The organism is Rhizobium sp. CB3060 (assembly GCF_025200735.1).
Taxonomy (GTDB): domain Bacteria; phylum Pseudomonadota; class Alphaproteobacteria; order Rhizobiales; family Rhizobiaceae; genus Rhizobium.
The window spans coordinates 2,197,375-2,217,618 of sequence record NZ_CP104159.1; the positions used below are offsets into that span (position 1 = coordinate 2,197,375).

19 protein-coding genes and 1 pseudogene are annotated in these 20,244 nt (G+C 58.5%); 9 read left to right on the top strand and 11 right to left on the bottom strand.

What is annotated here, in order from left to right:
• Positions 1-8: 8 nt before the first annotated feature.
• The 3 genes from N2601_RS29295 to N2601_RS29305 form a co-directional block, all read right to left on the bottom strand.
• Positions 9-1,067: an aromatic/alkene monooxygenase hydroxylase subunit beta gene (locus tag N2601_RS29295; RefSeq protein WP_260304555.1), complete on the bottom strand. Its 1,059-nt coding sequence runs from the start codon at positions 1,065-1,067 to the stop codon at positions 9-11.
• A 55-nt stretch (positions 1,068-1,122) separates the two neighbouring features.
• Positions 1,123-2,208: an NADH:ubiquinone reductase (Na(+)-transporting) subunit F gene (locus N2601_RS29300; protein WP_260304556.1), complete on the bottom strand. Its 1,086-nt coding sequence runs from the start codon at positions 2,206-2,208 to the stop codon at positions 1,123-1,125.
• Positions 2,209-2,304: 96 nt separating this feature from the next.
• Positions 2,305-3,972 (bottom strand): aromatic/alkene/methane monooxygenase hydroxylase/oxygenase subunit alpha, encoded by a 1,668-nt coding sequence (locus N2601_RS29305; RefSeq protein WP_260304557.1) that lies wholly within the window; start codon positions 3,970-3,972, stop codon positions 2,305-2,307.
• Positions 3,973-4,461: 489 nt separating this feature from the next.
• Between N2601_RS29305 and N2601_RS29310 the strand changes: the two genes are divergently transcribed.
• The 4 genes from N2601_RS29310 to N2601_RS29325 are packed head-to-tail and all read left to right on the top strand — an operon-like array spanning position 4,462 to position 6,606.
• On the top strand, positions 4,462-4,932 hold the full coding sequence (locus N2601_RS29310) for a hypothetical protein (protein WP_260304558.1): 471 nt from the start codon (positions 4,462-4,464) through the stop codon (positions 4,930-4,932).
• A 35-nt stretch (positions 4,933-4,967) separates the two neighbouring features.
• Complete coding sequence (locus N2601_RS29315; RefSeq protein WP_260304559.1) at positions 4,968-5,282, top strand: hypothetical protein; 315 nt, start codon at positions 4,968-4,970, stop codon at positions 5,280-5,282.
• 1 nt (position 5,283) lies between these two features.
• On the top strand, positions 5,284-6,399 hold the full coding sequence (locus N2601_RS29320) for a WD40 repeat domain-containing protein (RefSeq protein ID WP_260304560.1): 1,116 nt from the start codon (positions 5,284-5,286) through the stop codon (positions 6,397-6,399).
• 30 nt (positions 6,400-6,429) lie between these two features.
• Positions 6,430-6,606 carry a hypothetical protein gene (locus N2601_RS29325; RefSeq protein WP_260304561.1) on the top strand — a complete coding sequence of 59 codons (177 nt, stop codon included), beginning with the start codon at positions 6,430-6,432 and terminating at the stop codon, positions 6,604-6,606.
• Between the two features lie 75 nt (positions 6,607-6,681).
• Here N2601_RS29325 and N2601_RS29330 read toward each other — a convergent pair whose 3' ends face one another.
• Positions 6,682-6,975: a ribbon-helix-helix domain-containing protein gene (locus tag N2601_RS29330; RefSeq protein ID WP_311319450.1), complete on the bottom strand. Its 294-nt coding sequence runs from the start codon at positions 6,973-6,975 to the stop codon at positions 6,682-6,684.
• Between the two features lie 103 nt (positions 6,976-7,078).
• Positions 7,079-8,131 carry an NAD(P)-dependent alcohol dehydrogenase gene (locus N2601_RS29335; RefSeq protein ID WP_260304562.1) on the bottom strand — a complete coding sequence of 351 codons (1,053 nt, stop codon included), beginning with the start codon at positions 8,129-8,131 and terminating at the stop codon, positions 7,079-7,081.
• 228 nt (positions 8,132-8,359) lie between these two features.
• Between N2601_RS29335 and N2601_RS29340 the strand changes: the two genes are divergently transcribed.
• Positions 8,360-10,273: a sigma-54-dependent Fis family transcriptional regulator gene (locus tag N2601_RS29340; RefSeq protein WP_260304563.1), complete on the top strand. Its 1,914-nt coding sequence runs from the start codon at positions 8,360-8,362 to the stop codon at positions 10,271-10,273.
• Here the strand turns inward: N2601_RS29340 and N2601_RS29345 are convergent.
• The 3 genes from N2601_RS29345 to N2601_RS29355 all read right to left on the bottom strand — a co-directional run bounded on the left by N2601_RS29345 (position 10,270) and on the right by N2601_RS29355 (position 12,931).
• On the bottom strand, positions 10,270-10,665 hold the full coding sequence (locus N2601_RS29345) for a VOC family protein (RefSeq protein ID WP_260304564.1): 396 nt from the start codon (positions 10,663-10,665) through the stop codon (positions 10,270-10,272). The genes N2601_RS29340 and N2601_RS29345 overlap by 4 nt on opposite strands.
• A 315-nt stretch (positions 10,666-10,980) precedes the next feature.
• Positions 10,981-11,874, bottom strand: coding sequence for a VOC family protein (locus tag N2601_RS29350; RefSeq protein ID WP_260304566.1), 894 nt, complete (start codon positions 11,872-11,874; stop codon positions 10,981-10,983).
• A gap of 4 nt (positions 11,875-11,878) precedes the next feature.
• On the bottom strand, positions 11,879-12,931 hold the full coding sequence (locus N2601_RS29355) for an amidohydrolase family protein (protein ID WP_260304567.1): 1,053 nt from the start codon (positions 12,929-12,931) through the stop codon (positions 11,879-11,881).
• A 124-nt stretch (positions 12,932-13,055) separates the two neighbouring features.
• Here N2601_RS29355 and N2601_RS29360 point away from each other — a divergent pair, with 124 nt between their 5' ends.
• Positions 13,056-13,781 carry a GntR family transcriptional regulator gene (locus N2601_RS29360; protein ID WP_104827762.1) on the top strand — a complete coding sequence of 242 codons (726 nt, stop codon included), beginning with the start codon at positions 13,056-13,058 and terminating at the stop codon, positions 13,779-13,781.
• Positions 13,782-13,863: 82 nt separating this feature from the next.
• On the opposite strand, the pseudogene N2601_RS29365 reads toward N2601_RS29360, so the two are convergent.
• Positions 13,864-14,082, bottom strand: a pseudogene (locus tag N2601_RS29365) (acetyl-CoA hydrolase/transferase C-terminal domain-containing protein); the annotation flags it as partial.
• Between the two features lie 153 nt (positions 14,083-14,235).
• Between N2601_RS29365 and nuoH the strand changes: the two are divergent.
• The 3 genes from nuoH to N2601_RS29380 are packed head-to-tail and all read left to right on the top strand — an operon-like array spanning position 14,236 to position 16,303.
• Positions 14,236-15,222: an NADH-quinone oxidoreductase subunit NuoH gene (nuoH, locus tag N2601_RS29370; protein ID WP_104827763.1), complete on the top strand. Its 987-nt coding sequence runs from the start codon at positions 14,236-14,238 to the stop codon at positions 15,220-15,222.
• Between the two features lie 30 nt (positions 15,223-15,252).
• Positions 15,253-15,819, top strand: coding sequence for an NADH-quinone oxidoreductase subunit I (locus N2601_RS29375; RefSeq protein ID WP_104827764.1), 567 nt, complete (start codon positions 15,253-15,255; stop codon positions 15,817-15,819).
• Positions 15,820-15,862: 43 nt separating this feature from the next.
• Complete coding sequence (locus N2601_RS29380) at positions 15,863-16,303, top strand: CBS domain-containing protein (protein ID WP_104827765.1); 441 nt, start codon at positions 15,863-15,865, stop codon at positions 16,301-16,303.
• Positions 16,304-16,353: 50 nt separating this feature from the next.
• Here N2601_RS29380 and nuoG read toward each other — a convergent pair whose 3' ends face one another.
• Complete coding sequence (nuoG, locus tag N2601_RS29385) at positions 16,354-18,945, bottom strand: NADH-quinone oxidoreductase subunit NuoG (RefSeq protein ID WP_260304570.1); 2,592 nt, start codon at positions 18,943-18,945, stop codon at positions 16,354-16,356.
• Between the two features lie 32 nt (positions 18,946-18,977).
• A complete protein-coding gene (gene nuoF / locus N2601_RS29390) occupies positions 18,978-20,243 on the bottom strand; it encodes an NADH-quinone oxidoreductase subunit NuoF (protein WP_104827767.1) in 1,266 nt (421 codons plus the stop codon).
• Position 20,244 lies beyond the last annotated feature (1 nt).

Consider the following 20,244-nt stretch of genomic DNA (forward strand, 5'->3'; position numbering starts at 1 on the left):
CTCCTGTGTTAGCGCTTGAGGCCGAGTTCGTCGAGGATCTGGCCAATCCGCTCTTGGGACTGCGCACTGACGTCGGGAAACGAAACCGACTTGGAATGCGGCATGGACCAGATCGGCTGAAGGCCAAGTGCGGCCTTGTCGGCCAGGGCGCCGTGCTTGGTGACCCAGCCCTGGAAAAGCTTGCGGTTTGCCACGCCGTGCTTTTCATCGTTGGCCAGCAGGTAGATCAGATCGATCGTATTAGCGAGATTGCGCTCATAGTCAGCCTCGGCAGCCGAAATCACCGGTGGGGTGATAAAATCATGGTTTGCCGCAGCTGCCTGCATTAGAAAACCTGAGCGAAACAGTTCCCCGACCAAGGGTTCGAAGATGATGTTGATCGCGAAATATTGTTCGAGATAGTCAGTAGTACCCATGATTGTCTCGATGGCTTCGCGCGTGCCTTGCCAGACAGTGTCCTCGAGCCAATGCTTCTTGCCGAGTTCGTCGTCCCAACCAGGAATATCCATGCCGATTTCGGCCAGATAGAGCGTGATGTCCTGGGCAAGCCGGAGCTTGTAGGACGAGTTGGTCAGCGTGGCGTTGTTGATCATCTGGGTGTAGCCATAGCGCTGCGCCTGCATGAGCGAGGTGCCGAGCCCGAATTCGGCATGTTTCCAGGCTCCGAGATGGGCCTGGAGAACTTTGATCCACACTTTGTCAAACGTCTTCGGCGCACCGGCTCGGCGGGCGTTGGAAATCACGCTCTGCACCATCGTTTCGATCTTCGATTGACGCTGATAGTGTGTGCGTTCCCACTCCTGATCGGGCGCCCGGAACGCATGCCAATTGGAGCTCTGCGCTGCCGTATTGTCCTTGACATAGGCACCCTTGCCGTTTGCGAAGGAGATGATCCAATTCTGGATCAGATAGCGCTCCGGATCCGGTTGGACGTCGACGGTGACATCCTCGTAATGTGTGGCGCGCTGTCCCTTTGGATCGAAATAGCGGTATTTCCGGCTATCGGAATCAGCAAAGATTGCCGCTCCGGCTGCGCCCGACCCCACTGAACTCGATAATGCTGGCATAGTCCTCACTCCCTTGTTGCAGTTGCACTATTGCTGTTTCTTCTTCGTCCAGCCCTCAATGGCTCGGAGTTCCTCCCCCGGACGAAGTCGTAAATTTGTCGAAGAAAATGCGCTCGGACTCGAAGCCGTTCATGAAAAGCACCGGCTGCAGAGCGTCGATCATCGGCGGCGGGCCGCAGGCATAGACATCGCCTTGGCCGTCAATTGCCAGTTCCTTGAGTTTGGCATCCACGCTTTGGTGAACAAAGCCACGCTCGCCACCCCAGCCGCTGTTCTCGCCGGCATGCGAAAGCACCGGGATGAAAGTGACTTCGGGATAACGACGCACCAACTCACCGATCCTGTCGAGGTGGAAAAGGTCATCCTCCGTCCTCGCACCATAGAAGAAATAGACCGGGCGTTTCTCACCGCTTAGAAGGTGATCATTGAGGATCGACCAGACGGGCGACATTCCCGATCCCGCCCCCACCAGCACTAGTGGTCCTTGTCGGTCTTCTCGTCGAAAGCAGGTTCCATAGGGTCCGACGACGGTGACATCGGCTCCGACCCGGATACCTCCGGAATCGAGCTCGCCGGAGAATTTTCCTGCGGGGTATTTTTTGATAATAAAGGAGAGTTTTTTGGTTTCGCTCGGCGTATTTGCCATGGAGAACGAGCGCGTAATCGTCTCCCCCTCTTCCGTGGTGACTGTGATGTCGACATACTGTCCCGCCCAAAACTTGATTGGGGAACCGAGTTCGATTTCGATGCCTCTGATATCGTGGGTCAGTTTCTCGATATGCGTGATCTGGCCCTTGAATGTCTTGACGGCAATCGACTTTGCGAGAACCTCCTCGTCATAGTTCAGGAGCTCGACTTCCATGTCGGAATAGGCGATCGACCGGCACAGCAGAATGTGTCCGGAATCCCTTTCCATGTCGTTGAGCGCGAATGTCGAGTATTTGAGCATGTCGACCTCGCCGTCGAGCAGGACGCATTTGCACGCCGAACATTGCCCTTCCTTGCAGCCGTGCGGCAAAGCGATACCCTGGCGAAACGCTGCGTTCAGAACTGTTTCGCCGTTCTCGACCTCGAATTCGACACCGACCGGCTCGAGACGAACCGTGTGTGCCTGCTGATGTAGCTTTTGAGCTTCAGCCATTGACGCAACCTCCAATTCCCGCGTGTTTCCTTGAAGGGAAACGTGCTTTTCCCGGAATGTCGCGGAGGCCGGGACCGGCCCCCGCGGCTCTACGCCTTAGTTAAAGGGCGTGATGGTGAAGCCGGCACGGTACTCGGCGAGGTGCTGTTCGCGGGCCTCCGGCGACATTTCGCGCAGAAGCGTCAGCGGGGATTGCAGTATGTGGCCGCGCACATCGTCCAGCGTCCACATATCCTTGCCGTCGAAACGCAGGTGCGGCTGCGGCACGAGCGTCTTGCCGTCCGAACGAACGAAGTTCAGATCCTTGATGGCATCGGCGAGATCCCAACCGTGATAGAGGGTTTCCCATTCGCGCTTGCCGCTGAACCGGCCCATCGCAGGCGTCGGCCGACCCTGGTATTCGTCAGCGAACGCCTCGACAGCGGTCCAGCGATCGAGTTCGTGGGCGAAGGTGTGCAACTGTCCGTCGATCTCATCGACCACCATGTCCTCGCGGATTAGGCAGGGAACAAGGCAGCTCCAGCAGCGATGCGGATAGACGTAGCCAGTTTCCTCGTTGAATGTGATGATCTTTTCGCCGCGGTGGCTAAGCTTGTCATACCATTTCCAGAAATCGCCGAACTCGGCATACCATCCCGGATATTTCTGTTCGAACCATTCAAAATCGGCTTCGCGCTGAGCTTCGATGCGCCAGAAGTTGACCGGCCAGCCGACCGCGAAGAACTGCGCCACCTTGTGGACGTAATGTTTCTTGGTAATGCGGTTCCAGGCTTCGTGAACATCGTCATGATGAACCTTGATCCCGTATTTTTCGAGCGGCAGCATGTAGGTGCGGTAATAGTCCTCGAAGATCCAGCGATGCCACATCTCCGCATAGGATTCCTTGTTCTTGTCACGGTTGGTGGTGCCGTATTCGATGAATGTTCCGATGGCCGCATCGACGATCGCATGGTTTTGCCAGAAGGCGTAACGAAGGTCGCGCTCGAGCAACAGGTGGTTTTCCGGCTCCTTGAGAGCTGCCATTAGCAGCGAGTGGCCGTTGCCGATATGACGGCTCTCGTCGGATTGCACCGACAGGAAGACTGTCGGGAGAGCATAGTCGCCATTGCGCGCAGCTTCGGACGGCATCGCCACGAAAAGCGTGTTGGTGAAGGCGGTTTCAGCGACGACGGTCAGATACATGCAGGCAGACGTCATCACATCACCGGTGATGAAGCCTTCGCCGAACTGGCGGCCGATCGTGGTGGCGTAGCACTTGCCGAAAGCTTCCTCAGTGATGTCGAAGCCAGCCGGATCGATATAGTTTTCCATGTACCATTTTTTGAGGTTCATCTGGATGGTCGAATGCCGGAACTCGTCGACCATCTGCATGGTGAAGCCGGTGCGCAGATCTTCACCGGGCGCGATGCGGGCGACCATCGCCATGGAACGGGCCGCCGAGATCTCCGGGAAAGGAATGATCGCCAGGAACAGCTTCATCCACTCGACCCAGCGCGGCTCGACATTGCGGAACATATCGCCGCGCAGAGCCGCATCGAGAGCGCCATAGACGCGGTTGTCCTTTTCCTCCTGCATCGGGAAATAGGAGCGAAGCACCTGCTTCATCGGATCGCGCGGCGCCTTGCTGATCTTATAATCCGTCGGAAACGTCATCGCTTCCTGGACATAGGTCGGGTTCCAACCGAGGTCGGAAATCTTCTTGGTTGCTTCGCCGACGGAGATACCGCGCTGCGAGGTTATCTTGTTAAGCGTCAAAGACGACATCGTCATTAGCCTCCACTGTGTTTGAACCGCAGGCGCTCCGGCCCCGGCTGGAACGGCGCGTTCGAGCGCCGCGTGCGAAAATTGGAACGGCACGATAAAGTGGTGCGCTTGGGTGCGACCAAGGTCCGACCATTCAAGTGGATACGGCAAAGGTATTCAGGGAAACGCCGGGACACTCCTCACCCGGCTCAAGTGAACCGCTTCCCCACTCCTTCGTTCTTCTAGCGTCGCAATGAACGCGATGGCTTCTTGTGCGATAGACCTTGCAAAGCGCGTGCCAGTTCAGAAACGCAACGCGTGCCGCAGCAAATAACGATAAAGGATATTCGGAGTGTAACGTTATTTTACAGTCGTAATTTACAAGTGTAATACTTCATACACCCAAGCTTTACGGAGATATCTCAGAGTAAATTGGAAAAAATATAAATATACATCGGTTTATTATGCCGTTATATTCTCTCGGGTGTTTTATCGAAGCCTAAAATCCGTTTGGAAACCGATATGGTGGATAACAACGAAAGAGCGCAGCCTGCCGTGGCCGGCGAGAGCGATGTCACCACAGAACTCGCGCGTCTTATGAAGAGGGATCTGATCTTCACGATGCGCTTCATCGGCGAGAGCCAGCACTTGATGCAGCGTCATTTCCAGCAGTTCATCCTACGGGAACTGGCGATGATGGGCGTGACGCCGGAGAGTCACCCTATGATCCATGTCTTCTCGGAAAAACACGCGCTGATGCTGCGGGATTTCGTCTTTTCCGGCGTCTCGCTGTCACGGCAATTCCGGGTCGAGGAGGTCGAGCAATTGACTGGCGACACGATGATGCGAGTGGATGTGTGGGATGAGCTTCGCAACCATATCCGCATGGCGGAAAGCCAGTTCAGAACCCAGTTGCCGCAACTGCCAACAATTCTCGAGGCATGGAAGTCACCAGAAGCCGGGGCCACCGATACCCCGTGAACTAGCCGTTACCGACCGAGACAGGGGATTTTGTAATGACCACTCAGGACAACACCGCCCTTGAGCTCTTGCGCCGGCGCACCGAATGTGTCGCGGCTGTTTCTTCGTTGACGGCCAAGGCACTGAAGTTGGCTCAAGCGCTTTCTGGTATCGAGATGGATATCCTCAGGCTCGAACTCGCGGCCAGCCGGAGTGGCAACAGCGAGAAATTGGTACGTGAATTGCTCGACACTAAGAACAATGCCGACGAGATGCGGGAGGCGCAGGTCAGTTGCATGGAGGAAATCGCGGAAGCGGAAGCGGAAGTCGCATTACTCGACCGGCTGATTGCTGCGGCAAGAGGAGGATAATATGAACCAGCAGACCACGCCTAACGTAACCCTGTTCGATCTTCTGGCACGCAACTGGAAGCAGCCATCGGCCATCAAACATCTCTGTTTCAATGATGACGATACGCTGCTGGCGATGTCATGCTTTGATGGAACCGTCGCTCTCGCCCGCCTCGCCGACAATGAACCTCCAGAATCCCGCATTACCATCGACAACGGTCGAACCACAATCCACTCCCGTGAGGGACGGCCCTCGCCCCTGATCAATACCCGAATTCGCGATGGCGGCAGGCTCACAGCCTTTGATGGCGGTGAAACGCTGGTCTTGACGGCAAAGGGCGACCTGTTGCGCATCAATCGATCCGGCGAGATTTCGGCAAAAGTCCTCGCGGATAAAAGCCCAATCATTGCTTTTGATTATTGCCGGTCGACGGGGCTGATGGCCGCGGTCCTCCCCAATCGGCTGCGCCTACAATGGAAGAGGACAGATTCAATCAGAGAAGCCGCTCTCAGCGATCCTATCAGCGAAATGGCATCCATTTCGAACGATGGATGCATGATCGCGCTTGTGGCTGCCACCAGCCTCAATATTCGCCACGCGGAGGGCGACCTGCGGTCATTTCGGGAAATTGCGCTCTCAGCCCGGCCAATTTCGCTGATATGGAGCGCAGACAATAGGTGGTTGGCATGCGGCCTGGAGACCGGCGGATTTTGCCTGGTCGACATAGCCTCAGGCGGTGATGCCATCCTCAGCGATTTCCCCGGTCCGATCCGCACACTGGACTGGAGCCAATCCGCAAACGCAGTTTTCGCATCCGGAGCCTATCGCATTGCCGGATGGTCAATGGACACACCGCCTCTTTCGAACAGCTCGACAGGAGCACTGGCTATGGGGCATCCGGGCTTCGTGATGGTGGATGCCGTTGCTTCTCACCCATTCAAGAAGCTTGTGGCAGCAGGTTATGCGAACGGCAAGATCGTCATCGCCAAGATCGGCTCTCCCGACGAACTGGTGATCCGGGACACGGGCGGACCGGTCACTGCACTTCAATGGAGTGCTGATGGCAAACAGCTTGGCATGGGCGACGCGCTCGGCAATGCCGCGATCATCACCTTCCCTAACCAGTTCTTCAAATAGCTGCCACTCAAACAGAAAATGGAGGATATCATGCAAAGAAAACTCACCATTGAAGAAAAAAGCAAGGACGCTTTTTTCGAGAGAATTGCGAAGCTCTCCGAGGAAATGGTTGCCGCACATGGCAAAGAATTCAGCATGGGTGCGCTGGTGCTGGGTGCACGCTGGATCGCCGAAGGCCGCGCCGACACTGAAAAGAAAGTCAACTGAGCACGAATATTTTCCCACTCGGCCAAGAAATATATATGTCAGTCGCAGCGTGCCGGTTGCGGCTGATAGCTTTCATCACGTGATATGAGGCACGGCGATCTCCGTACGGCGTTCTTCCTGATAGATCAGACAGACTGTGCGCAGCATCGAGGCGAGATTGGACATGTCCCCATGCAACTCCAGCGCTTCGTTGTAGAGCACGGATATAAGTTTGGACGTTGAAAGCCCCTCCATTTTCGCGATGTCCTCGAGAACCTGCCAGAATGCGGCCTCAAGCCGTACGCTTGTTGAGTGCCCGGAGATCCGGACCGACCGGCTGACTTTCAAGAATCGCTGCGGGCTCTGCGCTTTTAATACCCTGCACATCATGGCGCCCTCCTCCCTTTGCATTGTTTACGAAAAGGCTCCCCCGCAAAAGCGCGGGGGCACACCAGCATCTGCCACCATTGTGGCGGTCAGTCGGGGTCAGAGGCTAGGGAATGAGCACAGCCCGGCCATGGATTTTGCCATTATGCAGGTCCTTAAGGGCCTGATTGGCATTGGCAAGGCGATATTCGACCGTCGTCAGGTCGACCAGGCCTCGGTCAGCGAGCGCCATCAACTCGACAAGTTCTGCCCACGTACCAACCAGATTGCCGACAATGTTTTTCTCGGTGATCACCATGTCGACGGTCGGCACGCGGATCTCCTCGCCGTAGCCGACGACATAGTAGCTACCCATCGGCCGGGTCATTGCGAGGCCCTTGGTCGTTGTTCCTCGTTCACCGACGAAATCGATTACCGCCTCGGCGCCCTGGCCATTGGTCAGTTGCAGCACGGCCTCCACCTCGTTGCCGTCTGCCTTGACGATCTTGTCTGCTCCAATCTTGTCGGCCAGCGCCAGCGAAGCCTCCGATTTGTCGACCACGACTACATCTGCAGCGCACATGGCCTTGAGGCATTGGATGCCAATGTGACCAAGACCGCCAGCGCCGATCACGACGCAGCTTTCGCCTGGCAACAGATGTCGTGTCGCCTTTTTTACGGCGCGATAGGCGGTGAGACCGGCATCCGCATAGGGCGCGACCTCCTTTGGCGACAGTGTCTTGGGAAGAGGCACAATGTTGCGCTCCGACGTGCAGAGGTATTCGGAATAACCGCCATTGCAATCAAGTCCTGGGAATTTTCCGGGCCCATGCATATCGAAACCTCGGCGGCATGCGAGGCAAGTGCCGCCGGAAATCTTGGGATGAACGATGACCGGATCGCCGACTTTGATGCCCTCGACTTCCTTGCCAATCGCCTCCACCCAGCCGGCATTCTCATGACCCATGATCAGCGGAAGGAGATTGTCGCCAGCGGGATCCATATGCGGCCGCCAGACACCCTCGATGATGTGGAGGTCAGTGCGGCAGACACCCGCTCCCCCAATGCGGACAATAACGTCGGTCGACTTGCTGATGGCCGGATCGGCAACCTCCTGTAGTGAAACCCATTGGTCGGCCGTCAGGTTGTCGTCATACCTGGTTAGAACTTGCGCCTTCATATCGTTGTCTCCTCCACCGTCGGGACCAATGCCCGCTGCAGAAGAACGATTAGCAAGTGCTGTGCCAGATAAGAATTCATAGCGTTGTCATAGACATAAGCGGTCAATTGACCGGCGCTGGTGTTCACCGGCTGAACGATATGGACAGTGTAACTGTACAGTTTCTGTCTATTGCGCGGTCCGGTTCGGTACTGATACCTTGTACCAAATGATGCATGAGGAGGAGACATGCAGCACCTTTCCGGAATGGACCGCGCGCGCAGTGCGCTGGAGAGGGGCGACAGAGTTCCAGCCGGCACTTTGCAGCCGATCGTTGCCGATAGCTGGCAGCGCTGCCGCGACGCCGATCTCGATCCTCGTGGTCGACCGCGGCAAAGCGTCGTCGCCCTTGCCGACGTGAAGCGACGGCGCGAGGCTAATGCGGCGATGCGGCTGTTGGCACTCGCCGAAATGCAGCTTCTCTATTCGCAGATCGCCGGCTCGAATTTCATGATCGCGCTCGGCGATGCCGATGGCATCGTGCTCGATACGATCAGTGATCAGCAATTTGCCGATAGCTCGGCCGGACGGTCGATCATCCCCGGCAGCATGTGGAACGAGAGCGAGCGCGGTACCAATGCGCTCGGACTGGCCGGCATGACTGGCAAGCCGGTGGCAATCTACGGCCGCGAACATTATTTTGCCTGCCACGGGCACCTAAGCTGCATGGCCGCGCCGATCTTCAATTCCGCTGGAGAAATCCTCGGGCTGCTCGACGCTTCCTGCGCGCACGAGGCGCGACAGGAACACACGCACGCGTTGGTGCGGATGGCCGCCGCCCAGATCGAAAACGGCCTGATCTACCAGGATAGTGCCAAGAGCTTCGTCCTGGCCTTCCATCCACGCGCGGAATATCTCGACACGCTGTCGGCGGGGCTGCTTTCTGTTTCACTCGATGGCGAAGTGCTATCGATCAATCGGCCGGGCAAATCTCTGCTTGCGGGGCTGCCTGCTACCCCTGGAAATCGGTTCGATGGTTTGTTCGAAGCAGGGTTCGGCACAGCGATAGACGGCCTGCTGAACGGAGGCGTCATCCGTCTCCGCGATCGGGCAGGCAGTGTCGTCTTCATGGTTTGCCGCCAGATCGGCGAACGCCGGACGGCGATCGAAAAACGCTCCCCTCCGACGGTGCCTGTCTTGCTAAGGCAGGAGGATGCACCAGATTTCGTTGTAGACGATCCCCAGATCAAGCGCTCGCTCATTGAACTTGCCGAAGCCGCGGCGCTCTGCATGCCTGTGCATATTGCCGGCGAAACCGGCACGGGCAAGGAGCTGATGGCCCGGCATGTCCATCGGTTGAGTGGCCGCAAGGGCGAATTCGTTGCGGTCAACTGCGGCGCGGTGCCGGAAGATCTATTCATCGCGGAAATATTCGGGCATGAGGGCGGCGCCTTTACCAACGCGCGCGCCGAGGGCTCGCCTGGGTTGGCGCGAACTGCCGACCGCGGCACGCTGTTCCTGGACGAGGTCGCCGACATTCCGATTGCCGCACAGACCTCGCTGCTAAGGTTTCTCGACAGCATGGAAATCCGTGCCGTTGGCGGGCAGAAGATGCAGAAGGTGGACGTGCAGATCGTCTCCGCCACCAACCGCGACCTGGAGAACATGGTGGCGCAGCGGCAGTTTCGCGCTGATCTATATTATCGCCTCAACAGCTTCCATATCCGCCTGCCGCCGCTGCGTTCGCGCACCGATTTCGGCAGCGTTGTTCGCTTCCTGATGGGCAGCATGGCGCCCGGCACGCCAGTGACCGATGCAGCGATCATGGCACTGTCGCGGCGGCAGTGGCCGGGCAATATCCGCGAACTGAAGACGGTGCTCCGGCGGGCGCTACTGCGGCGGCGCGCTGACTATATCGATGAAGGTTGTTTCGACGAGGCCGAACCGGTCGTAAATTCCCTTTGGGATTGCTGTGAGGAATGTCGCGGCCGACCGCTCAGCCGAACCAAGTGTCAGGAAATCCGCACCGTATACCAGAGGACCGGTGAGAACGTTTCGCGGACGGCCCGCGAGCTAGGCGTTTCCCGAACGACTGTCTACAAGCATGTAGGGACAAACGGCAGTGAGTTCGAAGGCTTGGCCGGTCGTCCAGCCGCATCCTAGAGATAACGCCCGGCGCGCTGCAGAACTTCAATCTTGTAGCCGTCCGGATCGCTGATGAAAAAGAAGCGCGCCATCTTTCTTCCGTCTTGATCGAAGTCAACGAGCTTGCCGGGATTGAGCCCGAGCGAGGTCAGCCGCGTGTGCTCGGCATCCACATCCCCCACGGAAACCGCAAGGTGCCCATAACCGTCGCCGAGCGAATAGGGCTCTGTGCGGCCTTTGTTGACCGTTAGCTCCAATTCGAACGGGGTATCGAGGTTGCTGAGATAGATGAGCGTGAATGTTTCAAAATCAAGCCGATCGACGACCGCAAGGCTAAAAGCCTGCCGGTAGAATTCGACCGATCGCTTTTCGTCTAACACCCGGACCATCGAGTGGATCATCTTGGCCATTGCGCTGCACCTTTAGCATCGTCCCTAAGGGGTTCCGCGACCAAGCTGAGCACACTTTGTCACGATTGCTGCAATGGCTTACATGAAAAGCCTCTAGGTTGGTGGTATCCGGCTATAGTTGCTGGTTTCGGACAATCAACAATGTCTGACAAGATCGCTTCACAAAGATGCCGAACATGATCCATTCGACCGCCTTCGAGGTCGGCATCGAAGCGGCCCGCCAACTCGCCGCGCTTGACCAGATATCCGCGACCGTCGAAGGCGCAACGAAACGTGCTGAAGAAGCGCGCTCGAACTCGGTGTCTACTGGGCGCACTAGGCGCCGGAAAATCCGATGGAAATCTGCGCCTTCTTGCAGGCGTCGCTCTTTGGAGGCGCAATGCCCCAGTGGTCGGTCCGACCGGGCGGCCAGACCCATTCCTCCGGACCTCGGGCTCGGTAGCTGTCATCGACCTGCAGGACTTCCGCGGTGTATTCGATCACCACGCCCTGCGGATCGACAAAATAGGCGAAGACGTTGTCGCCCGGCCCATGCCGGCCGACGCCCCAGCCGATCGGATAGCCGTGATCGACGACGCGGCCCGAGCCTCGCATGACGGATTCGAGATCGGGCATCAGGAAGGCGACATGATTCAGCCCATTGACCGATGCTTCAGCCAGCACGACCGCATGATGGTCGTCGTTGCAACGCAGGAAGGCCATAAGCTTCGATCGGTCGGTCAGGCGGAAACCAAGAACACCGCGGTAGAATTCCGAAAGCGCCTCGATCTGAGCGCTGTTGATATTCACATGGGCAAGCCGCCCGGGCCGATTGGGGACCACATGCCCTTGCTTGCGGTGGTCACCGTACACAAATTCCAGAACCGAACCTTGTGGCTCGCGGATGACGAAACGCTCGCCGCCAGAGGGCGCATCGGCGGGCCCGATTTCGCGCAGGACTGCGCAGCCTGCAGTAACTGTTTTTGCGAAGAGCGATCTCAATTCTTCGGGCGTACTCACGCGAAAGCTGATCTTGCGCAATTCCGAGCGGTCGCTTTGCTTCAATTCCAGCACATGAAAATCATCGCCCGTTGCCGCTAGGAAAACCTTGTTCCCCACCCCGGCAACGACATCCAGCCCCCACACGCGGGTGTAGAAATCGACCGACGCCGCAAGATCGGGCGTACCCAGTTCCACGCTGCGCAGAGCAATAACAGGAAATTCGGTCATAGGATCAAACCTCATCCAGAGCCAGAAAGGCTTGCGCATTCCCAAATGTCAGGCGCTCGCGCAAACCTGTATCTGCGAACGCTTCCTCGATGCGAGTAACAGGCTCGTTCTCGCGGAAATTAAAGGGATAGTCGGTGCCGAGCAGCACGCGCTCCTCGCCGAAAATAGAAACCAAGCGGCGCAGCATGTCCGCATCGAAGACCAGCGAGTCCACGTAGAGCCGCCGTGCCTGCACCGCGGGCCTCTCCGGCATGATCTTGCCAAGTGCCGGGAAGGCCGAATAGCCCTGCTCCAGCCGCGGCAGCAGCGAAGCGAACGTGCCACCGCCATGACTGAAGGCGATCCGCAGTTTCGGGAATTTCCGAAGCAGCCCGCCGGTAATCACGGATGCTGCTGCCAATCCGACATCCGTCGGGTAGCCGAGCACCTGCTGAAGCGGAGCCGGCCCAAACAGCCTGTCCATACCGGTCGGACGCACCGCATGTACGAACACGGCGGCGCCAAGCTTCTCGGCTTCCGCAAAGAACGGATGAAAACGCGGATCGCCGATCGTGACACCATTGATGTTGCTGCCGATCTCAACACCGCGAAAGCCGAGTTCGCCGACGATGCGATGCAATTCGAGGATGGCAAGATCGATATCCTGAAGGGGAACACCCCCAAGTCCGACGAAGCGCCCCTCTCCTTCGGTAACAATCGCGGCGATCGAATCATTGACGTGTCGGACCAGGTCGCAGGCAGCGCTTGTTTCGATCCAGTAGCCGAAGAGTTCCGGCATGGGCGAAAGTGCCTGAATCCGAACGCCGGTCCTGTCCATCTCCTCCAGCCGTCTTTCGGCAACCCAGCAGGCATCGCTGACCGTGCGGTATGGCTTGTCATCGATGACGACAGTCGCATGACACGCGTCCGCGGCCACTATCGATGGCCAGCCGCGAACTGTCACACCGTTGGCCAGAGCTGGAAAACGTGCAGGTACCACATGGCAATGGATATCGATGCCACGGCAGGTGCAGCCACTCGAAAAGGCGCCCGGCGCTCCCTTTTCCGCTCCGCTCATTGGATCCTCCCTCATCAGCACCCCTCATAATGTATAAACTTTTCTGCGTAAAGCAAAAATTTATAAATTTCGCGCGGACGCTTCATCGTGTATATAAAAAGCGATTTGCAAGCCAGAGAGCACCATGAACGTCAACCTGCTGAAGAAAGGGGCCGAAAGCCCCGCGACATTGGCAACCAGCATCTATGAGCGGCTGAAGGCCGACATCCTCTCAACGCGACTGGAGCCCGGCCGGAAGCTGCAATTGCGCTTTCTGATCGAGCATTACGATGCCGGCCAGACGCCATTGCGCGAGGCACTGAACCGCCTGACGACGGAGGATCTCGTCATTGGAAAGGAACAGCGCGGCTTCTTCGTGAAACCGATCAGTCTGGATGAATTACACGAACTGACGAAAACGCGTTGCTGGGTGGAGGGGCTGGCGCTGCGCGAATCCATGGCGAACGCAACGCCCGAGTGGGAGGAGGCGCTTCTGGTGGCGCATCACCGGCTGGAGCGCACTCCGCGCTCGCTCAATCCGGACCATTTTGAAGACAATCCGGAATGGGAAAGGTTCCATCGCGCCTTTCATGCGCTTCTCATTGGCGGCTGCGGATCGAAGCCTCTGATCGGCTTTTGCGAACAGCTTGCTGACCGGCTTTACCGCTATCGAGCCCTTTCAATTCGCAAGGCCTTTCGGGTCCGCAAGGTCAGTGACGAACATGCTCGTATCCTGAAAGCCGTGCTCGATCGAGATACCGCTGAAGCTGAGCGGCTATTGCAGCAACATTATGAGAAGACGGCAGAGATCATCCGCGTTGATCTTGAAGCCGAAACAGTCAGCCCTGACCCGCGAGGCAGAGTAGCCTGATCCCGTCATGAAAGAGCTCGGCAGGTAACGGGATAACAAAACCGGGCTCTTGAAGGGTACCCGAACCGACGGCCTTCTCGTCTCAATGCTGGCTGTCAAAGCTTCGTGAATTCAACACGGTATCAGCATAAAATCCTGCCCCATGGGCTGCCCGGGCCAGCGTAATCAGTGCCCTTGCTCGCTCGGCCACGGACTTGCCCTTGAGGTTCGTCCATCCATATTCCGTGACGACGATATGCATGTCGTTGCGCGATGTAGTCACCGGCCCGGTCAGTGCCGGAACAATGCGCGAGAGCGGGCCAGGTTTTTGCCGTCATAGGCGCCATCGGTGGACGGCAATTGTGTGAGGTGCTTCGCCGTTGTATTCTGTAGGGTGACAAGTGCGTAGCGTGCTCGATTGATAGCCGAGCCGAAGTCCGATCGCGTTTCAACCCGTGAATAAGTAGCCGCGGATATGGAACTTATTGTCGCCCTTGGCCTGATCATCTTCAAGGTCGCGTTTCTGATTGCGATCCTTTTACTGCTGCCCTTGCCGCTGACCTGGCTGGAACGCAAGATTGCCGGGCACATGCAGCAGCGGATGGGCCCGATGCGCGTGGGGTGGCACGGGCTGCTGCAGCCGATGGCGGATGGGATCAAGCTCTTCACCAAAGAGGACCATATCCCTGCCGAGGCCGATCGCTTCCTGTTCAAACTGGCGCCAATACTGGCACTTGTCCCACCCTTTGTGGTGTTCGTCGCGATCCCGTTCGGCGAAACCGTCTCGGTTCTCGGCACCAAGATCACGCTCTACGTCTCCAACATGAATGTGGCGATCCTGTTCGTATTCGCGGTGATCGGGATCGAGGTCTATGGCGTCATCTTCGGCGGCTGGGCCGCCAACAGCAAATATGCTGTCCTCGGCAGTCTCAGGACGTGCGCGCAGATGATCAGCTATGAGATCCCGATGGGGTTCTCGGTCATCGGCGTGGTGATGCTGGCGCAATCCATGAGTCTCCTTGAGATCGTGCGAGCGCAAGCCGATGTTTGGAACATCGTCTATCAACCGATCGGCTTCTTCGTGTTCTTCGTCGCCGGCCTGGCCGAAGCGCAGCGCATTCCCTTCGATTTGGCGGAAGCGGAAGGCGATCTAGGGGCCGGGTTCCATACCGAATACAGCGGCATCCGCTTTGCGTTCTTCATGGTCAGCGAATATGCCATCGTCTTGCTGGTGTCCGTCCTGGTGGTGATCCTATTCTTGGGCGGCTGGAACGGCATATTACTCCCCTTGCCGCCACTCCTCTGGTTTCTGCTCAAGGTCGCGTTCGTCGTCTATTTGTTTATGTGGTTCCGCTTCACTTTCCCCCGTTACCGCTATGATCAACTGATGGCGATCGGATGGAAAGTCTTGCTTCCTCTGTCGATCGCGAACATAATCATAAGTGGTATCGCTTTCTTTTAGGGGCCACGGCGGCTCCGCAGCGAGGCGACAATGTCGCGCGCACAGGACAGACTTGGAACATGGATCGGCTGGGCATTCTTCGCCGATCTGGCGGGCGGCTTGGCTTTGACCTTCGGCTACATGTTCTCCAGATCCGTAACCATGCAATATCCTGACAAGGAAAAATGGCTGCCCTACTCGCGTTATCGTGGGCACCACTTCCTGACGCGCGACGACGAGGGTGAGATCAAATGCGTGGCCTGCGAACTCTGCGCCCGGATTTGTCCCTGCGACTGCATCGAAGTCGTCCCCTACGAGGATGCGAAGGGCAATCGGCACCCGGCAAAATTCGAGATCGACACGGCCCGGTGCCTGTTTTGCGGGCTTTGCGAGGATGCCTGCCCCGCGGATGCGATCGCGCTTGGCCAGCAGTACGAATTCTCTAGTTTTTCCTCCCGTGACCTGGTGATCGGACGCGAGGATCTGCTCGGCAAGCCGGGCAAGGCGACAACCGGCGGCGGCGTGGTCGCTGCGCGCCTGAACGCCGGACAGGACGTTCGGGTCGAGACGAACGATCCGCAGGGTTACAACTGGTGGCGAAATATCCGGCGAACATGAGCGCGCCCGCGGGCAAGCCGGAGCGCGCAGACAGGAGGCTCAGATGCTTGTTTGCCAAATCTTGAAAACCAAATCGCCCGAGCTCATCTCGATCAGGCCAGATCGGCCCATGTTGGAGGTCCTGCGATTGTTTAGGGAAAACAACATCGGCTTCGTGGTCGTCGGCCGCAAACCGGGGGAATGCCTGGGTACGCTGTCGGAGCGGGACTGCTGCAATGCGGTGGCTGAATACGGAACCGAGGCTCCGATGATGCGGGTTGCCGACATCATGAACCGCAGGGTGGCGACCTGTTCGACACAGGATTTGCTGCCCTTTGTGATGGCGCTTATGACCAAACGACGCACGCGCCATGTGTTGGTCATGGAGGGCGGCAGCCCTGTCGGGGTGGTGAGCATCGGCGACGTGGTCAAGCACCGGCTCGATGAATCGCTGCGCAACGAGCAGGCACTGCATGATTATATTGCCGGAACCGGTTATCACTGATGATGCCGGCCTGATATAGAGACGCGGGACCAGGCTGGCAGTAGGAGCCCTCAGCGCAAGCTATTGGATTTTGCGTCTCCGTCGACGACCGTGGGAATCGCGAAGGTCGCGTACGCCTTTCGAACGTCGACGGGGCATGGATATTCGCCCCGCCGCATCAATGCGTTGAGGCGCAGAGCTCTGTAGTTTTCGGGAATGAATACGAGCCCTTCGGGAAAGCGCCTGTTGACCTTGAGCTTCGCCGTCAACTCGCCCCGAGCAGATCGCACGGTGACCTGATCAAGATCCGAAAGGCCGAGTTGAGCGGCATCCTGCGCGCTCATCTCGACATAAGGGTCATCTGCGACCGTATTCAGGATTTCCGAGCGCTCGGAGAGATACCCGTTGTGGAATAGGCAGTCTCCGGTGATGAGCATGAGCCGGTCGGCTGCTTTCGGCGCCGGTGGTGACGCGAAGAACTCGCCGGCCGGTATTGCGGGGACTGCCTTGGTGAATGCGCCATCGGCGCCAAGCCCCGCCTGTGTCAGCCCCTGATAGGCGGGAACCAATTGGGTAATCTCGGCAAAAATTTCGCCTTGTATCGATGGCCGCAAAGCTTGGTTGCGAAGCGCCGCGACGAAGTCGAAGATCGCCAGATTGCCTCGCGCCTCGAAGGCGGGTTCGCGAAATTTGCGGACCGTTTGAGTCCGGCCTTCATTATTGGTGAAGGTGCCGGTTTCTTCGCCGTAACCTGCCGCGGGTAGGACGACCTCGGCAAGACCCGCGGTATCCGTAAGGAAAGTGTCCTGCACGATCAGCAGATCGGCGGCGCCAAGCGCCCGGGTCACGAAATCCCTGTCGGGATAAGCGATCAGAGGATCGGCTCCGGCTATGTAAAGTGCGCCCATCTCCCCACTGACGCAGAGCTCCAACATGGCGTCGAGACCCGCGCCGGATTCAGACGGGATTTCGGTACCCCAGCTCCGTGCGAGTGTGGCTCGCGCCGCGTCATCATGGATCGCCTGCAACCCCGGCAGAGCCGCCGGCAAAACCCCCATATCCCAGGCGCCCATCTGGTTGGCGCGGTCGAAGAGGAACTGCATTGCAGGGTTCTTGCCGAGCAGGCGGAGAACCCGCAGCAGGTTGTTGAGCTGTTGCAACGTCGCCCGCGCTTCGGGTGATCTCAGCAGCTCAATGCTGACGAGCACGCTGACGCTGCCGCCGTTATTGAGGGCTTCGACGAGGTGATCCGGCCGGTCATTGCCGGTACTCGCCGCCGATCTACCAATTTTTGCGCTGATGTCGGCCAAAGCGTCACGCTGCAAAGTCTGGTCGGCCGCTGCCAAGAGCCCGGTTACTACCGCCGCGAGGCTCGCCGGTTCTCCACCTGGGGAAACGCGAACGACCACCCGGGCATCGGCATCCAGACGGGATGGCCGCGCCGAAAGCATCAGCAATGCGGTATGTCGCCGCCGGGCGCCGTCCCGCAGCAGGTATTCGGTAACCGGGTTCTCTTCGGTGACGTTGCCGCCAACGATCAGCACGCAGTCATTGCCGATCATTTCCTCGAGCGGTGCGCGGCTGTAGAAGCTTGCCGCCAACGGGCCGAGTATATCGAAGGGCGTGGACCAGCGCGTCGAACAGTCAATGTTGTTGGTCCGGAACACCGTCCGCATCAGCTTCTGGAACTGATACAGCACTTCATTCGGCAAACGCGGCGAGGCCAGCCCGCCGGCAGCCTTACTCTTGACGTCCGACAACCGCCGGCGCAGATAGTCCCCTGCTTCGTCCCAGGAAACCGGGACCAGGGCGCCATCGCGACGGATCATCGGCCGCTTGATCCGGTCTCTGCTCGAGACGAAATCCAGACCGAAGCGTCCTCGCACGCAGAGCGTTTCGCGGTTGAGCCCCTGATCCCACTTCGAGCGCACCCGCATGAACTCGCCCTTGCGCGTGCCCACCGTTAGCTGGCAACCGGTGCCGCAATGCGGGCAGACAGTATCGGTTTCAACCAGATCCCAGGGCCGCGCCTTATAGCGATAGGGGAAGCTCATCAGCGCGCCGACCGGGCAGACCTCGATGCAATTGCCGCACTGATCGCAACTCGCGAGGCTACCCTCGAAACCGGTGACGGCGGTATCCATGCCTTTTTCGACGGTTCCGAGCGCGACCGCGCCGACGACCTCCTCACACATCCGGACGCAGCGCTGGCACTGGATGCAGCGGTTGACGTTCATGATGATCACGGGGCTGAGGCGGATGTCCTTGGAGTGGAACACACGCTTTTCATCGCGGAATCCACTTTCACGGGGCCCGTAGGCCATCACCATGTTCTGAAGCTCGCATTCGCCGCCCTTGTCGCAGATCGGGCAATCGAGAGGGTGGTTGGCGAGCAGCATGTCGAGCATCGAAGAGCGCGTTTCCTCAATGAGCGGCGTGGTCGTCCGTACCACCATGCCGTCGGTGACCGCGGTGGCGCAGGACGGCTGCAGCCGCCGCAGCCCCTCGATCTCCACCAGACACATGCGGCAGGAGGCCAGCGCCGGCAGGCGCTTCAGATAGCAGAAGGTCGGGATATCGATGCCCAAACGCTGGGCGGCCTGCAGCACGGTCGAGCCAGCCTCAACTTCCAGCGTTTGTGTGTCGATCGTAATGCTAACCATGGCTTCCTCACGCGTCTCACCCAACGCTCTGCTCAGTGAAACGGACACCTCCGCTCCTCTATATGGGCGACGAATTCAGGCTCGAAATGCTGCAGCGCCGCCCTCAGCCCCATGGCCGCGCCGTCGCCGAGCGCACAGAACGTATTGCCGAAAATGCCCTTGCAGAGTGCCTTTAACTGTTCCAGGTCGCCCGGTGCGCCCTCCCCGGCCTCAAGCCGGCGCAGCACCTTCACCACCCAGTTCAGCCCCTCGCGGCAAGGGGTACACTTGCCGCAGGACTCATGGTGGAAGAACTCGATGATCCTGGTGGCGACCTTGACCACGCAGGTCGAGTCGTCGATCACGATCACCCCGGCCGAGCCTAGCATCGAGCCGACAGCCGCCAGCGAGTCAAAGTCCATTCCAACGTCCAGACCCCTTTCCGGGATCAGCGGCGCAGAAACGCCGCCGGGGATCACCGCCTTAATCTTGCGCCCGGGCAGCGCGCCACCGGCGTGCTCCTCGACCAGTTCGCGAAGCGGGATGCCCATCGGCAACTCGAAGAGGCCGGGTTTGCGCACCTGTCCGCTGAGGCAATAGAGCTTCGGGCCGGGGCTCTTCTCCGGGCCGATGCTGCGGAACCAATCAGGCCCTCGCATAACAATGTGCGGCACGCAAACCAGCGTCTCGACATTGTTGATAACGGTCGGGCTGGCATAGAGCCCGGCCACAGCGGGAAATGGCGGTTTCAGTCGCGGCTGAGCCCGCTTGCCCTCGAGCGACTCGAGCATCGCAGTCTCCTCGCCGCAGATATAAGCGCCTGCGCCGCCGTGAATGTGTACGGTGAAATTGAAGTCCGACCCCAGAATGCCCCTTCCGAGATAATGCTTTTCATGAGCCTCGGCGATCGCCTGCTCCAGGCGCCGTATCGCCGTTACATATTCTCCGCGAACATAAACATAGGCGATCTCGGCTCCAATTGCGTAAGCGCTAATTGCCAGCCCCTCGATGAGCTGATGCGGGTCACGCTCCATGATGATCCGGTCCTTGAAGGTACCCGGTTCGCCTTCATCGGCGTTGCAGCACAGATATTTCGGCTTATCGGCCCGCTTCGGCACGAAGCTCCATTTCATGCCCGTAGGGAATCCTGCACCGCCGCGACCACGCAGGTTGGACTTCTTGACGAGTTCGACGATCTCGTCGGGCGCGGACTCGCGCAGCACCTTTGCCAGCGCCTGGTAGCCACCGCCAGCCTCGTAGGTCGAGAGCAAATGGCCTTCGGGCATTCCGACATTTTTGAGTAGAACCTGCTCGAACATG

What these genes read in the sequence shown, in the direction of transcription:
- N2601_RS29360 (WP_104827762.1), top strand. Translation starts at nt 13,056, where the DNA reads ATGAACGTCAACCTGCTGAAGAAAGGGGCCGAAAGCCCCGCGACATTG.
- N2601_RS29345 (WP_260304564.1), bottom strand. Translation starts at nt 10,665, where the DNA reads ATGGCCAAGATGATCCACTCGATGGTCCGGGTGTTAGACGAAAAGCGA.
- N2601_RS29315 (WP_260304559.1), top strand. Translation starts at nt 4,968, where the DNA reads ATGACCACTCAGGACAACACCGCCCTTGAGCTCTTGCGCCGGCGCACC.
- N2601_RS29355 (WP_260304567.1), bottom strand. Translation starts at nt 12,931, where the DNA reads ATGAGCGGAGCGGAAAAGGGAGCGCCGGGCGCCTTTTCGAGTGGCTGC.
- N2601_RS29300 (WP_260304556.1), bottom strand. Translation starts at nt 2,208, where the DNA reads ATGGCTGAAGCTCAAAAGCTACATCAGCAGGCACACACGGTTCGTCTC.
- N2601_RS29330 (WP_311319450.1), bottom strand. Translation starts at nt 6,975, where the DNA reads ATGATGTGCAGGGTATTAAAAGCGCAGAGCCCGCAGCGATTCTTGAAA.
- nuoF (WP_104827767.1), bottom strand. Translation starts at nt 20,243, where the DNA reads ATGTTCGAGCAGGTTCTACTCAAAAATGTCGGAATGCCCGAAGGCCAT.
- N2601_RS29325 (WP_260304561.1), top strand. Translation starts at nt 6,430, where the DNA reads ATGCAAAGAAAACTCACCATTGAAGAAAAAAGCAAGGACGCTTTTTTC.
- N2601_RS29350 (WP_260304566.1), bottom strand. Translation starts at nt 11,874, where the DNA reads ATGACCGAATTTCCTGTTATTGCTCTGCGCAGCGTGGAACTGGGTACG.
- N2601_RS29375 (WP_104827764.1), top strand. Translation starts at nt 15,253, where the DNA reads ATGTCGCGCGCACAGGACAGACTTGGAACATGGATCGGCTGGGCATTC.
- N2601_RS29295 (WP_260304555.1), bottom strand. Translation starts at nt 1,067, where the DNA reads ATGCCAGCATTATCGAGTTCAGTGGGGTCGGGCGCAGCCGGAGCGGCA.
- N2601_RS29335 (WP_260304562.1), bottom strand. Translation starts at nt 8,131, where the DNA reads ATGAAGGCGCAAGTTCTAACCAGGTATGACGACAACCTGACGGCCGAC.
- N2601_RS29305 (WP_260304557.1), bottom strand. Translation starts at nt 3,972, where the DNA reads ATGTCGTCTTTGACGCTTAACAAGATAACCTCGCAGCGCGGTATCTCC.
- nuoH (WP_104827763.1), top strand. Translation starts at nt 14,236, where the DNA reads ATGGAACTTATTGTCGCCCTTGGCCTGATCATCTTCAAGGTCGCGTTT.
- N2601_RS29380 (WP_104827765.1), top strand. Translation starts at nt 15,863, where the DNA reads ATGCTTGTTTGCCAAATCTTGAAAACCAAATCGCCCGAGCTCATCTCG.
- nuoG (WP_260304570.1), bottom strand. Translation starts at nt 18,945, where the DNA reads ATGGTTAGCATTACGATCGACACACAAACGCTGGAAGTTGAGGCTGGC.
- N2601_RS29340 (WP_260304563.1), top strand. Translation starts at nt 8,360, where the DNA reads ATGCAGCACCTTTCCGGAATGGACCGCGCGCGCAGTGCGCTGGAGAGG.
- N2601_RS29320 (WP_260304560.1), top strand. Translation starts at nt 5,284, where the DNA reads ATGAACCAGCAGACCACGCCTAACGTAACCCTGTTCGATCTTCTGGCA.